The sequence below is a fragment of the Microbacterium capsulatum genome, assembly GCF_030865425.1.
GTDB lineage: Bacteria > Actinomycetota > Actinomycetes > Actinomycetales > Microbacteriaceae > Microbacterium > Microbacterium capsulatum.
On sequence record NZ_JAVFCB010000002.1, the window covers coordinates 484,223 to 499,190 of the forward strand.

Sequence of the window (14,968 nt, forward strand, 5' to 3'; positions counted from 1 at the left end):
CCAAACGTTCTGTGCTCAGGCGGCCGCGTTGGCGGCGAGGGTCTCGTGGGCCGCCGCGACGACGGCCTCGGCGGTGATGCCGAACTTCTCGAACAGCGTCTTGTAGTCCGCGGACGCACCGAAGTGGTCGATCCCGACCGTGCGTCCGGTGGATCCGACGATGCCCTGCCAGGTGAGCGGCGAGCCGGCCTCCACCGACACGCGCGCCTTCACCCCGGCCGGCAGCACCTGCTCGCGGTACTCCGGGCTCTGCTCGGCGAACCACTCCAGCGACGGCGCCGACACGACACGGGCGTTCACGCCCTCGGCGGCGAGCGTCTCGCGGGCGGCGACCGCCAGCTGCACCTCGGATCCGGTCGCGATGAGGATCACGTCCGGGGTGCCGTTCGGCGCCTCGGCGAGGATGTACGCGCCCTTGACCGCGTTCTCGGCGGAGGCGAGCACCTCGCCCGCCGCCTCGCCCTGGCCGCGCTCGAACACCGGGATGTTCTGGCGGGTCAGCGCGATGCCGGCGGGGCCGGCGTGACGGCGCAGCATCTCCAGCCACACGACCGAGGTCTCGTTCGCGTCCGCCGGGCGGACCACCGTGAAGTTCGGGATCGCGCGGAGCGTCGCGAGCTGCTCGATGGGCTGGTGGGTCGGGCCGTCCTCGCCCAGCGCGATCGAGTCGTGCGTCCAGACGAAGATGCTGGGGATGTTCATCAGCGCGGCCAGACGCACCGAGGGGCGCATGTAGTCGCTGAAGATGAGGAACGTGCCGCCGAACGGACGCGTCGGGCCGTGCAGCACGATGCCGTTGACGATCGCGCCCATCGCGTGCTCGCGGATGCCGAAGTGCAGGACCCGGCCGTAGGGGTTGCCGCTCCACTCGTGGGTCGACCACTGCTGCGGGATGAACGACGCGGCGCCCTTGATCGTGGTGAGGTTCGACTCGGCGAGGTCGGCGGATCCGCCCCAGAGCTCGGGCAGCTCGGCGGCGAGGGCGTTGATCACCTGTCCGGAGGCGGCGCGGGTGGACACGTCCTTGCCGGCCTCGAACACGGGCAGCGCGCCCGCGATGCCGTCCGGCAGCTCGCGCGCCTCGACGCGGTCCAGCAGCGCCTTGCGCTCCGGGTTCGCCGCAGCCCAGGCGTCGAACGACTCCTGCCAGGCGGCGCGGGCCGCGGCGGCACGGTCGCCGAGGCCGCGGGTGTGCGCGATCACGTCGTCCGCGACGACGAAGTGATGCTCCGGGTCGAAGCCGAGTACGCGCTTGGTCGCGGCGAGCTCGTCGGCGCCGAGCGCGGAGCCGTGGATCTTGCCGGTGTTCTGCTTGCCGGGGGACGGCCAGCCGATGATGGTCTTGAGGATGATGAGCGACGGCCGGTCGGTCTCGCCCTGAGCCGCCTCGATCGCCGCGTGGAGCTCGGCGACGTCCTCGACGTACTGGCCGGTCTGCTTCCAGTCGACCGTCTGCACGTGCCAGCCGTAGGCCTCGTAGCGGGCGGCGACGTCCTCGGTGAACGCCACGTCGGTGTCGTCCTCGATCGAGATCTGGTTGGAGTCGTAGATCGCGATGAGGTTGCCGAGCTGCTGGTGTCCGGCCAGGGAGCTCGCCTCGCTGGTGATCCCCTCCTCCAGGTCGCCGTCGCTCGCGATCACGTAGATGAAGTGGTCGAACGGGCTGGTCCCGGGCGCCGCATCCGGGTCGAACAGGCCACGCTCGTAGCGGGACGCGTAGGCGAAGCCGACGGAGGACGCGAGGCCCTGGCCGAGCGGGCCCGTGGTGATCTCGACGCCCTTCGTGTGCCCGTACTCGGGGTGTCCGGGCGTCAGCGAGCCCCACGTGCGCAGTGACTCGAGGTCGCCGAGCTCCAGGCCGAATCCGCCCAGGTAGAGCTGCACGTACTGGGTGAGCGAGGAGTGTCCCGCCGAGAGGATGAACCGGTCGCGTCCGAGCCAGTGCGTGTCGGCGGGATCGTGCCGCATCACGTGCTGGTAGAGCAGGTAGGCCGCAGGGGCCAGGCTCATCGCGGTGCCGGGATGGCCGTTGCCGACCTTCTCGACGGCATCCGCCGCCAGGACCCGCGCGGTGTCCACCGCACGCCGATCGATCTCATCCCACAGCAGTTCCGACACTCCAGAGCCTTTCCAAGACGGTGAGAGCGGCCCGCAGTCTGCGCGCCGACCGCGAATTCACGGAAGGGCGGGGGACGTTGACGGGCGCGCGAGTGTTTTCAGCATAGTGCGGTCGCCGACGGCACGCCCGGGCGGGGCGAACTGTTGCGGACCCGGGGAGACGGGTCGAGGGGAGGGGTGCGTGAGGCGCCCCGAGAGGGATTCCGCGGTGGCATAAGATGGAGGTGTTCCCGTGTGCTCATGAAGGAGGCGGTCAGCATCGCGACCACCATCGATCCCGTCTCCGCCGAGCGCTCCCTGAAGCGGACGCTGAAGGGCTATCTCGAGCTGACCAAGCCGCGCGTGCTCGAGCTGCTGCTCGTGTCGACGGTGCCCGTCATGTTCCTGGCGCAGCACGGGCTGCCGAACCTCTGGCTGGTCGCCGCCACCGTGATCGGCGGCGCGATGAGCGCCGGATCCGCCGCGTCGTTCAACATGTACCTCGATCGCGACATCGACGCGCACATGCACCGCACGGAGAACCGGCCGCTGGTCACCGGCGACGTCTCGCCGCGCGGCGCGCTGATCTTCTCCTGGGCGCTCGCGGTCCTGTCCACGGCGTGGCTGTGGCTCACCACGAACGGGCTGGCCGCGGCGCTGTCCGCCGGAGCCATCTTCTTCTACGTCGTGATCTACACGATGATCCTGAAGCGGCGCACCGAGCAGAACATCATCTGGGGCGGGATCGCCGGATGCTTCCCGGTGCTGATCGGCTGGTCGGCCGTCACCGGCTCGCTCGACTGGCCCGCCTTCGTGCTGTTCGTGCTCGTGTTCCTGTGGACGCCGGCGCACTACTGGCCGCTCTCGATGAAGTACAAGCACGACTACGAGGACGTCGATGTGCCCATGCTGGGCGTCACCCGCTCGGCTCCTCAGGTCGGCCTGCAGGTGATCCTGTACGCGTGGGCGACGCTGGCCTGCTCGCTGCTGCTGATCCCGGTCGCCGGGATGGGACTGGTCTACACGGTCTCCGCGCTGGTGTTCGGCGGCTGGTTCGTGTACGAGTCGCACCGGCTCTACACGCAGGCCGTCAAGGGCGCCGCGGCGAAGCCGATGCGCGTCTTCCACGCGTCGATCACCTATCTGACGCTGGTCTTCCTCGCCGTCGCGGTCGACCCGCTGCTGCCGTTCTGATCGCACGGCTCCGAGCCCCGGCGACGACGCGTCCGTCGGAGGGGGTAGGTCCCGGCATTTCGGGTACCGGGACCCGCGTCCCCAGCGCTTGCAGACGGGGCTCTGTCCCCATCGCCGTCCTCCTGCTAGCGTCCATGATCATCAAACTGACCTGATCAGGACGACGCAAGGACCGGTTCGTGCGTTGTCCGGAAGAGGACATGTTGTGACGGACGACGACCTGCTGGAGCTCCTGCATCGGGAGCGGCTGCACGACCTCGACGCCGTGTCCGCACGGGCCGGGATCAGCGTCGCCGAGGCCCGCGCGCGGCTCGCTCGGCTCGCTCGCGACGGGCATCTGTCGCTGCAGGACAGCGTGATCCTGCTCAATGCGCCGGCCCATGCGGCCGCGCTCGCGATCGAACGGCTGCTGCAGACCGAACGGGCCGAGGCGGCGGAGCGCAGCGCCCGGCTCGCGGCGATCGTGGACGGGATCGCCCGGCGCACGTCCGCATGGAGCTTCGGTGAGGCGATCGCTCAGGACCGGATCCCGTTGCAGACCGCGCATGGCCCGCATGCCGCGGAGGACCTCTGGTTCGCCGTGCAGTCGTCGCGGATCACCCCGGGCGGTTCGGTCTGCGCGGTCCTCACCGACATCGAACGCTACCGCGCGAGCGGCTCCGAGCGGATGCGCGCCTTCGCCGACGCCATGTCGGCCTACGACTCGGTGCGCGCGATCCTGCCCGCCGTCACGCTCGACGAGCGGCTGGAGGAGCTGCTGCGGATCTACGAGGACTCCTCCGTGGAGTTCCGGATGCTGTCCAACCCGCCGAGCTGGTTCTGGGTGGACGACGACGACGTCACAGCCCTGCCCATGATGTGGGGGGATCAAGCGCCGCACAGCGTGATCGCGGTGTCCAGCCCGGTGATCGCCGGCCTCGCCCGGGACTGCTTCGCGCTCCTGTGGCAGCAGGCGCACCCGATCGAGTCCGATCCGGGTGGCTATGGCGCGCTGCTGCAGCGGATGCGGCGCGGGATGACCCTCGACGCGGCGTCGCGCTCGCTCGGGATCACGCCGCGCACCGGTCGTCGGCGGATCTCCGCCGCGATGGAGCGCTACGGGGTGTCGACCCTATTCGCCCTCGGGGTGGCCTGGGCGCAGGACGGCAGCCCGGGGGCAGGGCCGGCGCGCGGCTGAACGCAGCGCCGGTATCGATCAGGCGGCGGGGCGTTTCAGCGTCAGCACCAGGGCGCTGCAGGTCGCGACGAGGATCGCGGCGAGGACCATGTGCACCCCGACCGCGAGCGGCGGCAGGGCGTTGCGGGCCTGGTAGAGGCCGACGGCGATCTGCACGAGCTCGATGCCGAAGAGCGCGATGAGCCAGCCGCGGACCGCGGTGAGCCTGCGCACGGCGGCGATCACGAGCAGGACGATCGTCAGCGCGAACAGCGTGTAGGCGGGCCAGGAGTGCACGTGCTCGAGCAGGGTGGCGTCGAAGCCGTTGCGCAGGGTGACCTCCGGGTCGCCCGAGTGCGGCCCCGCACCGGTGGTGAGCACGCCGACGAGGACCGTGAGGGCGAGGACGAAGGAGGTGATGTGCGTGAGGATCGCGAAGACCTTCGGCACCGCTCTCTCCCGCGCGCCGCGGGGCTGCCCCATCCGCTGCACGAACGCGGCGGAGATCCCGACGAGCACGAGCGACACGATGTAGTGGAACGCGACCATGTTCGGGTGCAGCGCGAAGAGCACGAGGATGCCGCCGACGATGCCCTGCAGCAGCACGCCGCCGAACACCAGCCACGCCATCGTCCACAGGTCCCGCCGCTCGGCGCGGATCCGCGAGACGAACACGATCACGACGATCGCCGCGAGTCCCACGAAGAAGCTCAGGCCGCGGTTGCTGAACTCGATGAGGGAGTGGTAGCTCTGCTGTGCGGTGGGGAACAGGGATCCCGGCGTGCACAGCGGCCACTCGCAGCCGAGGCCGGAGTCGGTGAGGCGCACGGCGCCGCCGGTGCCCACGATCGCGATCTCCAGGATGAACGACACCCAGGCCGCAATCCGCACGCGCGCGTCCACCCGGTCGGGCAGCCATTCATGGACTCGGCCCATGAATCCGGGGCGGGTGCGGGCTGCCAGGGGGGTCTCGGTCTCGGGCATGGCTCCTCCGGCGCCCTCCGGGCGCGGGCACGGCGGCCCGGATGTCGGAGGGAACCTGTAGAATCAGGGGTGTTGGCGATGGTGGACACGAGCGCGGCTTGCAAGCCGCCTGTGGCTCCGCCATCGACAACACAGTTTAGGCGCGAACGCTATGCGTCAAAGATGAGGGCCCAGAGCGGCACCCGTCTCCCTGCAGACTCGACGGGAGCGACGGTGTGCCGGGGCGGCTGAACCGTTACGGCCCAAGAGGAGAGTGTGATGTCGGATGTGCTGATCGACCGCCCGGAGCTGGAAGGTCTGGGGGTGTACGAGTTCGGCTGGCACGACCCGGATGCTGCCGGTGCCAGCGCCCGCCGTGGCCTTTCCGAGGCCGTGGTGCGGGACATCTCGGCTCTCAAGAGCGAGCCCGAGTGGATGCTGAAGAACCGTCTGAAGGGTCTGTCGCTCTTCGGCCGCAAGCCGATGCCGACCTGGGGCGCCGACCTCAGCGAGATCGACTTCGACAACATCAAGTACTTCGTCCGCTCCACCGAGAAGCAGGCGCAGAGCTGGGAGGACCTCCCGGAGGACATCCGGGCGACCTACGAGCGCCTCGGGATCCCCGAGGCCGAGCGCCAGCGCCTCGTCGCCGGCGTCGCCGCGCAGTACGAGTCCGAGGTCGTTTACCACCAGATCCGTGAGGACCTGGAGCAGCAGGGCGTCATCTTCATGGACACCGACACCGCCCTGCGCGAGCACCCCGAGTTCTTCGAGGAGTACTTCGGCACCGTGATCCCGGCCGGCGACAACAAGTTCGCCGCGCTGAACACCGCGGTGTGGTCCGGCGGATCGTTCGTGTACGTGCCCAAGGGCGTGCACGTCGAGATCCCGCTGCAGGCCTACTTCCGGATCAACACCGAGAACATGGGCCAGTTCGAGCGCACGCTGATCATCGCCGACGAGGACAGCTACGTGCACTACATCGAGGGTTGCACGGCGCCGATCTACAAGAGCGACTCGCTGCACTCGGCCGTCGTCGAGATCATCGTGAAGAAGAACGCCCGCGTGCGGTACACGACGATCCAGAACTGGTCGAACAACGTCTACAACCTGGTCACCAAGCGCGCCGTGGCGCACGAGGGCGCGACCATGGAGTGGGTCGACGGCAACATCGGCTCCAAGGTGACGATGAAGTACCCGTCGATCTACCTGATGGGCGAGCGCGCCAAGGGCGAGACCCTGTCGGTCGCCTTCGCCGGTCCCGGCCAGCACCAGGACGCCGGCGCGAAGATGATCCACATGGCGCCGTACACGCAGTCGTCGATCGTCTCCAAGTCGATCGCCCGCGGCGGAGGCCGTGCCGGCTACCGCGGTGAGGTCCGCGTGGACGCGAACGCGCACCACTCCGCGAACACCGTGCGCTGCGACGCCCTGCTCGTGGACACCCAGTCCCGCTCCGACACGTACCCCGCGATCGACATCCGCGTGGACGACGTCCAGCTCGGCCACGAGGCCACGGTCTCGAAGGTGAGCGAGGAGCAGCTCTTCTACCTGCAGTCCCGTGGCATGCCCGAGGACGAGGCGATGGCGATGATCGTGCGCGGCTTCATCGAGCCGATCGCGCGCGAGCTGCCCATGGAATACGCGATGGAACTGAACAAGCTCATCGAGATGGGCATGGAAGGATCGGTCGGCTAGATGACCGCCGCTACGACCGCGCCCGCCGAGGCGCAGGACACGCACGCCCACGTCGACCCGGCCGCGCAGCTCGCGGACGCCGGCAAGACCGTCCCGGTGCAGACCCGCTCCGAGCGCCCGCACTCGTTCGACCCGGCCGACTTCGGCGCCCCCACGGGCCGCGAGGTCAACTGGAAGCACACCCCCGTCGCGCAGCTGAAGGGGCTCTTCCAGCCCGCCGGTTCCGTCGACGGCGTCTCGTTCGAGATCAGCGACGAGGCGTTCGTGCGTCCCGCGCTGGGCTTCGGCGACGCCCCCCGCGGCGAGGTCTTCCGCCCGGAGGACATCGTCTCCGCCGTCGCCTGGCAGGGCAGCGCCGAGGCGCGCCACATCGCCATCCCCGCGAACGAGGAGGTCGCCGAGCCGATCTTCGTGCAGCTCACGGGTCGCGGCGCCGACCTCCGCGCCGACGAGCACTTCGTGATCGAGGCCGGGGTGAACAGCTCCGCGACCGTGGTGCTGCGCCACGCCGGCTCCGCCCAGCTCGCGCAGAACGTCGAGATCCTCGTCCGCGACGGCGCCCGGCTCACGCTCGTGACCGTGCAGCAGTGGCAGGACGACGCGATCCACGCGGCCTCGCACCAGGCGAGGATCGGCCGCGACGCGCACCTCACGCACATCGTCGTCAGCTTCGGCGGCAACGTGGTCCGGGTGAACCCGAACGTCGAGCTCGACGGCGCCGGCGCCGAGGCGCGCCTCTACGGCCTGTCCTACGCCGACGCCGGACAGCACCTGGAGAGCCAGGTGTACCTGCACCACAAGGGCCCGCACACCACGGGCGACGTGCTCTACAAGGGTGCGCTGCAGGGCGAGAGCGCGCACAGTGTGTGGGTCGGCGACGTGCTGATCGGCCCGGGCGCGGTGGGCACCGACTCGTACGAGGCGAACCGCAACCTGGTCCTCACCGAGGGGGCGCGCGCCGACTCGATCCCGAATCTGGAGATCGAGACGGGCGACATCCTCGGCGCGGGCCACGCCAGCGCCACCGGTCGCTTCGACGACGAGCAGCTGTTCTACCTGCAGGCCCGCGGGATCGGCGAGGAGGAGGCGCGACGACTCGTCGTGCTGGGCTTCCTCAGCGACATCGTCCAGCGTCTCGGCATCCCGTCCCTCGAGGCGGAACTCCTCCAGGAGATCGAGGCCGAGCTCGCGGCGGTCAGCGCGTGACCGCCCAGCGTGCCTGCGCGGTCGCCGACCTGCAGGAGGACACTCCGCTGCGCGTGGAGCTCGACGGCGTGCCGATGGCGGTCGTCCTCGACTCCGAGGGAACGATCCATGCGATCGGCGACACCTGCACGCACGGCGACATCTCTCTGTCGGAGGGGTTCGTCGAGGGCACCACGCTGGAGTGCTGGGCGCACGGCTCGGCGTTCTCGCTGTGCTCGGGCAAGCCGCTGAACCTGCCGGCCTACGAGCCGGTCCCGGTGTACACGGTCGAGATCGTCGGCGACGACGTCATGATCGACCCCACCGTCACGAAGGACGTGTCGGGCCTCTGAGCCCCCGTCCGCACACGAAGCTTCACGAAACCACGAAGGAATCATCCATGTCTGTCCTCGAGATCCGCGACCTGCACGTGACGGTCGAGACCGAAGCCGGCACCACGCCGATCCTGAACGGGATCACGCTCACCATGCGCACCGGTGAGACCCACGCCATCATGGGCCCGAACGGGTCCGGCAAGTCCACCCTGGCGTACACGATCGCCGGTCACCCGAAGTACACCGTCACCGGCGGCACCATCACGCTCGACGGCGAGGACGTCCTCGCGATGACCGTCGACGAGCGCGCCCGCGCTGGCCTCTTCCTCGCGATGCAGTACCCGGTGGAGATCCCCGGCGTCACCGTCACCAACTTCCTGCGCACCGCCAAGACCGCGCTCGACGGCGAGGCCCCCTCGATCCGGCAGTGGACGAAGGACGTCAAGGAGGCCATGTCGAACCTGCGCATGGACCCGAAGTTCGCGCAGCGCAACGTCAACGAGGGCTTCTCCGGCGGCGAGAAGAAGCGTCACGAGATCCTCCAGCTCGAGGTGCTCAAGCCGAAGATCGCCGTGCTCGACGAGACCGACTCCGGGCTCGACGTCGACGCGCTGAAGATCGTCTCCGAGGGTGTGAACCGCGCCAAGGAGCACACCGACCTCGGCGTGCTGCTCATCACGCACTACACGCGCATCCTGCGCTACATCCACCCCGACTTCGTGCACGTGGTCGTCGGCGGCCGGATCGTGGAGGAGGGCGGCCCCGAGCTCGCCGAGCGTCTCGAGGACGAGGGCTACGACCGCTTCCTCGACCCCAGCGCCCCCATCGAAGCGTAGGCTGAAGTCATGACCGCAACGCTGACCGGAGAGAAGTACGACGAGGTCACCGAGGCGCTCAAGGACGTGGTGGATCCCGAGCTCGGGATCAACGTCGTCGACCTCGGTCTCATCTACGATCTCTCCTGGGACGAGGAGAACGACGCCCTCGTCATCCACATGACGCTGACGAGCGCCGGCTGCCCGCTCACCGACGTGCTCGAGGAGCAGACCGGACAGGCGCTGGACAACGTCGTCGACCGGTTCCGCATCAACTGGGTCTGGATGCCGCCGTGGGGCCCCGAGCGGATCACCGACGACGGGCGCGACCAGATGCGCGCCCTCGGCTTCGCGATTTGACACGGCTCGGATCAATGCCGCGCAGCGGCGTTGATGCGAGATCGTGTCAAGGGTGAGCGAGCACGCCGGAGGCGAGCGAGCCGAAACCTTCGCAAGCCTCCTCCGAAGGCCTGACGCCGTATGACGGCGCCAGGCCTTCGTCGTCCTCCGGCTCGATAGGCTCGTCCGGTGACGATCGCTCCGCTCCAGGCCCTCCCGCTCGAACAGCTCCGCCGCCGGTCCAGCACCAAATGGCGCACGTACCCCGAGGACGTGCTGCCCCTGTTCGTGGCGGAGACGGACTTCCCGCTCGCGGACGCCATCACCGAGCGCCTGCGCACCGCGGTCGAACTCGGCGACACCGGCTACACCCCGCCGGACCCCGGGATCCGCGACGCGTTCGCGGCGTACGCCCGCCGCCGGTTCGGGTGGGAGGTGCAGCCGAGCCGGATCCGGTCCACCTGCGACGTCATGATGGGCGTCGTCGAGATCCTGCGCGCGGTGCTGAAGCCCGGGGACCGGGTGATCGTCGCCCCGCCCGTGTACCCGCCGTTCTTCGACTGCGTCGAGGAGGCCGGCGGCGTCGTGGAGCGCGTGCCACTCATCGACATCGACGGATCATGGCTGCTCGACCTGAACGGCATCGAGCAGGCGCTGGCCGGCGGGGCGAGGGCCGTGCTGCTGTGCAACCCGCACAACCCCACCGGCACCGTCCACTCGCGGGCCGTGCTCGCCCGCCTGGCCGAGATCGCCGCCGCGCACGGCGCCGTGGTCGTGAGCGACGAGATCCACGCCCCGCTCGTGCAGCCGGGCATGCACTACACCCCCTTCCTCACCGCCTCGCCGGTCGCGGCGGAGATCGGCTACGCCGTCACCAGCGCGAGCAAGGCGTACAACCTGGCCGGGCTCAAGTGCGCGGTCATGGTCACCGCCAGCGAGAAGACCGACGCCGTCGTGCGCGCCCTCCCGGAGGAGGTGGAGTGGCGCACCGGGCTGTTCGGAGCCCTCGCCGCCGTCGCCGCCTGGAGCCCGGAGAGTGATGCCTGGCTCGACTCCCTGCTCGCCGCCCTCGACCACAACAGGCGGCTGCTCGCCGAGCTCCTCGCAGAGCACCTGCCCGACGCGGACTACCGGATTCCGGACGCGGGTTACCTGGCCTGGGTGGACCTCCGGGGCCTCGGCTGGGGCGACGACCCTGCGGGCCGGATCCTGCGGGACGCCCGTGTCGCCCTGAACCGCGGCCCGACGTTCGGCGCGGAGGGGCGCGGGCACGTCCGGTTCAATCTCGGCTGCGCCCCCGAGGTGCTCACCGAGGCGGTGCACCGGATCGCGGCCCTGCTGCGGGGATGAGCGCGGTCGAGTCGATCTGGCGGGGGCGCCGCGGAGGCGTCACGATCGGCGCTTTCGCACTGATCTTCCTCGCGGCCGTCGAGTCCTTGGCGGTCACGACGGTCATGCCGATCGTCAGCCGCGACCTGCACGGCGAGGAGCTGTACGCCGTCGCCTTCGCGGGCACTCTCGCGACCGGCGTGATCGGGATGGTCGCGGCCGGCGCGTGGTGCGACAGGGCGGGGCCGCGCGGCGCGCTGTACGCGGCGACCGGGCTCTTCCTCGCGGGCCTCGTGATCGCCGGCGCCGCCACGACGATGCCGGTGCTTCTCGTCGGGCGGCTCGTGCAGGGGCTCGGCGCAGGCGCGCAGACGGTCGCGCTGTACGTGGTCGTGGCGCGGTTCTACCCGCCGGCGGTGCACGGACGGGTGTTCGCCGCGTTCGCCGCCGCCTGGGTGGTGCCGTCGATGGTGGGGCCGTTCCTCGCCGGCGCGGTCACGGAGTACCTGCACTGGCGATGGACGTTCCTCGGCGTCGCGGTGCTCGTGGCGGCCGCGTTCGTGCTCGTCGTGCTCCTGCTGCGCGACGTCGACCTGGGCGGCGGCGAGCACGAGGGGGCGGGCAGGGGTATCGGGCGGCGCCTGCTGTTCGCCGTGATGGTCGCCGTCGGTGCCGTGGCGATCGGTTTCGCGGTCGACGCCCCGGAAGCGTGGCGCTGGCCTCTCGCCGTGCTCGTGGTGCTCGTGATCGCCGTGTCGATCCGACCGCTGCTCCCCGTCGGGGCGCTGCGCGCGGTCCGCGGCCTGCCCAGCGTCGTGCTGATGCGCGGGGTGGTCTCGGGGAGCTTCTTCGCCGCCGAGGCGTACATCCCGTATCTGCTCATCGCCCGGTTCGACGTGCCGCCCACGGTGGCGGGGCTCGCCCTCACCCTCGCGGCGATCGCCTGGTCGACGGCGTCCTGGCTGCAGGGGCGGTTCGGCGACATCTGGGGGAGCACCCGGATCGCGGCGAGCAGCCTCGTCCTCCTCGGGATCGGGATGGCCGCGGAGCTGCTCGTCGCGCTCGGCGTGCTGCCGCCGGCGGCCGCGATGATCGGCTGGGGGTTCGCCGGCGGGGGGATGGGCCTGCTGTATCCCCGTCTCACGGTGCTGACCCTCGCCGACTCCACGCCGACGGATCAGGGCTTCAACTCGTCCGCGCTGTCGATCTCCGACTCCACCGGTTCCGCCGTGGCGATCGCTGTCGCCGGCATCGCCTTCGGCTCCGCGCTCATCGCGGGATCCGGCTTCCCGATCGTGTTCCTCATCGCGGGAGGGCTGGTGCTGCTCGCGGTCATCCCCGGGCTGCGATTGGATCCGCGGCACCCGCACCGCGGGTGAGCATCAGGATCCCCGCGTCGAACACCGCGGCGTCCTGATCCGGCGCATCCGCCGCGGCGCCGTGGCTCTCGCCGTGCATGCGCTGCTGAACGAGCGACGTGTGCCCCAGGATGAACTGCAGCACGGCCGTCGCCGCGATGTCGGCTCCGCCCGGCGCGCTCTCGCCCAGTGCGGCGCGGAGAGCCTCGTGCGCGCGGGAGGGGCCGGGGCGCAGCGCGGCGGAGCTCAGTACGACCTCCGCGCCGTCCCGGTACGCGAGCAGGGCGTCGCGCACCCGCCGTGCGGTGGCGAGCAGATCGCCCTGCGGGGCGGGGATCCGCTCCAGGATCCGGTCCGCGACCGCCGCGAGGAGGTCCTGCTTGCTCGCGAAGTGCCAGTACAGCGCGCTGGGCTGGACCTCGAGCTCGGCGGCGAGGCGGCGCATGGTGAGATCCGGGAGCCCGTATCGGTCGAGGAGATCGAGTGCGACGCCGACGATGTGCTCGCGGTCGTGTCGTCCATTCCGGGCTGGGGTCATGGTCTGAGTATACTGAACGCCGTTCAGGTGAACACTGTTCAGGAAGACCTGCGCAGAACCCGCGAAGACGAGGAACCCGATGACCCCGCAGACCCCCCGATCCGTTTCGTCCGGCGCCCGCCTCGGCGCCGCCGACCTCGCCCGCATCGCGGTGTTCGCCGCGCTCATCATCGTGCTCGGCACGATCATCGTGCCGATCGCCGGGGGAGTGCCGGTGACCGGACAGACTCTCGGCGTCATGCTCGCGGGCACCGTGCTCGGATGGCGCCGCGCGCCCTGGGCGGTGCTGCTGGTGCTCGTGCTCACGGCGGTCGGCCTTCCGGTTCTCGCCGGAGGACGAGGGGGGCTCGGCGTGTTCGTCGGCCCGTCGGCGGGGTATCTGGTCGGCTGGGTGGCCGGCGTCCTCGTGATCGGTGCGATCGCCCGCTCCGGCCGGCTCTCCTGGTGGCGCGTCGCACTGGCGAGCGTGGCCGGCGGCATCGGCGTCGTCTACCTGTTCGGCGTGCCGGTGCAGGCGCTCGTGCTGGGCACCCCGCTCGGCGCGACCGCGCTGTCCAGCCTCGTGTTCCTGCCCGGCGACCTGCTCAAGGCCGCCCTCGCCACGGCGCTGACGCTGGCGCTCGCGCGGGCGTACCCGCCGGCGTTCGGCACCCGTTCCGCGGGTGCGCCCGCGCGGGCCGTCTCGCAGTGACGGAAGCACGGATCCGGCTCGACGCGGTCGACGTCGTCCGCGACGACCGTCGGATCCTCGAGGGGATCGACCTCGACCTGTCCGCCCGCCGGATCGCGGTGATCGGGGCGAACGGGTCGGGGAAGTCCACCTTCGCGCGCCTGCTGAACGGGCTCGTCGAGCCGACAGCGGGTGCGGTGTCGGTGCACGGGCTGGATCCGCAGAGGGACCGGCACGAGGTGCGCCGCCGTGTGGGCTTCGTGTTCACGGATCCGCAGGCGCAGATCCTCATGCCGACCCCCGCTGAGGACCTTGCGCTGTCACTGCGCGGCATCGATCGCGGGGAGCGGGAGCGGCGGGTCGCCGAGACCCTGGCCGAACACGGCCTCGCCGGGCACGCGGATGCCCCGGCGTCCGCGCTGTCCGGCGGGCAGAAGCAACTGCTGGCGCTCGCGTCCGTGCTCATCACCGCGCCCGCGCTGCTCGTCGCGGACGAGCCCACCACGCTCCTCGACCTGCGCAACGCCCGGCGGATCGGCGATCTGCTGCTCGCCCAGGCCGCGCAGCTCGTCGTCGTGACGCACGACCTCGAGCTCGCGACGCGCTGCGATGCCGCCGTGCTCTTCGAGGACGGCGGCGTCGCGGCGGTGGGGGAGCCGGCCGAAGTGGTCGCCGACTACCGGAGGCGATGCGCGTGATCCAGCTGTACCGCCCGGGATCGAGCCTGGTGCACCGCCTGCCCGCGGGAGCGAAGCTCGCGATCGTCGCGGTGACGGCGCTCGTCGTCTCCGCGGTGCCGCTCGGTGCGGTCGGTGTCGGAGCCGCGCTGGCCGTCGTCCTCCTCCTGTACGGGCTCGCGCGGCTGCCAGCGGCGGTCCTCGGTGCGGAGATCTGGCGGCTGCGCTGGCTCGTGCTGGTGCTCGCGGCGGCCCTGTGGATCTTCGCCTCGCCGCTCGCCGCCTGGATCAGCACGGGCCGGGTGGTCGCGCTCGTGCTGCTCGCGAGCCTGCTGACGATCACGACGCGGATGGGTGACCTGCTCGCCGTGCTGCAGCGGATCCTGGAGCCGCTGCGCCGGTTCGGCGCGGATCCCGACGCCGTCGCCCTGGCCCTGTCGCTCACGATCACGATGATCCCGGTGGTCGCCGGGTTCGCCGCCGAGGTGCGGGAGGCGCAGCGCGCCCGCGGCGTGCGCCTCGGCGTGCGCGGCGTGGTGCCGCTGCTGGTGCGCACGCTCCGGCACGCGGACGACGTCGGCGACGCCCTGTCCGCGCGCGGCCTCGGCTGACTG

General features: G+C 70.8%; 15 protein-coding genes. 12 read left to right on the top strand and 3 right to left on the bottom strand.

Annotated elements, in window-relative coordinates; genetic code table 11:
- Positions 1-15: 15 nt before the first annotated feature.
- Entirely contained in the window at positions 16-2,118 is a 2,103-nt protein-coding gene (gene tkt, locus RBR11_RS05255) for a transketolase (protein WP_308488247.1), read from the bottom strand.
- Between the two features lie 240 nt (positions 2,119-2,358).
- Between tkt and RBR11_RS05260 the strand changes: the two genes are divergently transcribed.
- Together RBR11_RS05260 and RBR11_RS05265 are read left to right on the top strand one after the other, a co-directional pair.
- Complete coding sequence (locus RBR11_RS05260; RefSeq protein WP_308488307.1) at positions 2,359-3,291, top strand: heme o synthase; 933 nt, start codon at positions 2,359-2,361, stop codon at positions 3,289-3,291.
- Between the two features lie 205 nt (positions 3,292-3,496).
- Positions 3,497-4,468, top strand: coding sequence for a helix-turn-helix transcriptional regulator (locus tag RBR11_RS05265; RefSeq protein WP_308488248.1), 972 nt, complete (start codon positions 3,497-3,499; stop codon positions 4,466-4,468).
- Positions 4,469-4,486: 18 nt separating this feature from the next.
- Here RBR11_RS05265 and RBR11_RS05270 read toward each other — a convergent pair whose 3' ends face one another.
- Complete coding sequence (locus RBR11_RS05270) at positions 4,487-5,431, bottom strand: COX15/CtaA family protein (RefSeq protein ID WP_308488249.1); 945 nt, start codon at positions 5,429-5,431, stop codon at positions 4,487-4,489.
- A 258-nt stretch (positions 5,432-5,689) separates the two neighbouring features.
- Here RBR11_RS05270 and sufB point away from each other — a divergent pair, with 258 nt between their 5' ends.
- The 7 genes from sufB to RBR11_RS05305 all read left to right on the top strand — a co-directional run bounded on the left by sufB (position 5,690) and on the right by RBR11_RS05305 (position 12,490).
- The gene (gene sufB / locus RBR11_RS05275; protein ID WP_308488250.1) at positions 5,690-7,108 is read left to right on the top strand and encodes a Fe-S cluster assembly protein SufB; all 1,419 of its coding nucleotides are present in this window, start codon (positions 5,690-5,692) and stop codon (positions 7,106-7,108) included.
- On the top strand, positions 7,109-8,314 hold the full coding sequence (gene sufD / locus RBR11_RS05280; RefSeq protein WP_308488251.1) for a Fe-S cluster assembly protein SufD: 1,206 nt from the start codon (positions 7,109-7,111) through the stop codon (positions 8,312-8,314).
- Positions 8,311-8,646, top strand: coding sequence for a non-heme iron oxygenase ferredoxin subunit (locus tag RBR11_RS05285; protein ID WP_308488252.1), 336 nt, complete (start codon positions 8,311-8,313; stop codon positions 8,644-8,646). The genes sufD and RBR11_RS05285 overlap by 4 nt, the downstream gene beginning before the upstream one ends.
- Positions 8,647-8,693: 47 nt before the next feature.
- Positions 8,694-9,464, top strand: a complete 771-nt coding sequence (sufC, locus tag RBR11_RS05290; RefSeq protein WP_308488253.1) for a Fe-S cluster assembly ATPase SufC — start codon at positions 8,694-8,696, stop codon at positions 9,462-9,464.
- 9 nt (positions 9,465-9,473) lie between these two features.
- Complete coding sequence (locus RBR11_RS05295; protein ID WP_159575921.1) at positions 9,474-9,803, top strand: metal-sulfur cluster assembly factor; 330 nt, start codon at positions 9,474-9,476, stop codon at positions 9,801-9,803.
- A 168-nt stretch (positions 9,804-9,971) separates the two neighbouring features.
- A complete protein-coding gene (locus RBR11_RS05300; RefSeq protein ID WP_308488254.1) occupies positions 9,972-11,132 on the top strand; it encodes a MalY/PatB family protein in 1,161 nt (386 codons plus the stop codon).
- Positions 11,129-12,490: an MFS transporter gene (locus RBR11_RS05305; RefSeq protein ID WP_308488255.1), complete on the top strand. Its 1,362-nt coding sequence runs from the start codon at positions 11,129-11,131 to the stop codon at positions 12,488-12,490. Before RBR11_RS05300 ends, RBR11_RS05305 begins: the two co-directional genes overlap by 4 nt.
- On the opposite strand, the gene RBR11_RS05310 is transcribed toward RBR11_RS05305, so the two are convergent.
- Positions 12,444-13,007, bottom strand: a complete 564-nt coding sequence (locus RBR11_RS05310) for a TetR family transcriptional regulator (RefSeq protein ID WP_308488256.1) — start codon at positions 13,005-13,007, stop codon at positions 12,444-12,446. The two genes, RBR11_RS05305 and RBR11_RS05310, sit on opposite strands and share 47 nt — an antisense overlap.
- A 79-nt stretch (positions 13,008-13,086) precedes the next feature.
- On the opposite strand from RBR11_RS05310, the gene RBR11_RS05315 reads away from it, so the two are divergent.
- Genes RBR11_RS05315 through RBR11_RS05325 form a run of 3 tightly spaced genes read left to right on the top strand, consistent with a single transcriptional unit; the run spans position 13,087 to position 14,965 of the window.
- Complete coding sequence (locus tag RBR11_RS05315; protein WP_308488257.1) at positions 13,087-13,698, top strand: biotin transporter BioY; 612 nt, start codon at positions 13,087-13,089, stop codon at positions 13,696-13,698.
- Positions 13,695-14,375, top strand: a complete 681-nt coding sequence (locus tag RBR11_RS05320; protein ID WP_308488258.1) for an energy-coupling factor ABC transporter ATP-binding protein — start codon at positions 13,695-13,697, stop codon at positions 14,373-14,375. The genes RBR11_RS05315 and RBR11_RS05320 overlap by 4 nt, the downstream gene beginning before the upstream one ends.
- Positions 14,366-14,965 (top strand): energy-coupling factor transporter transmembrane component T family protein, encoded by a 600-nt coding sequence (locus RBR11_RS05325; RefSeq protein WP_308488259.1) that lies wholly within the window; start codon positions 14,366-14,368, stop codon positions 14,963-14,965. The genes RBR11_RS05320 and RBR11_RS05325 overlap by 10 nt, the downstream gene beginning before the upstream one ends.
- Positions 14,966-14,968: the final 3 nt, after the last annotated feature.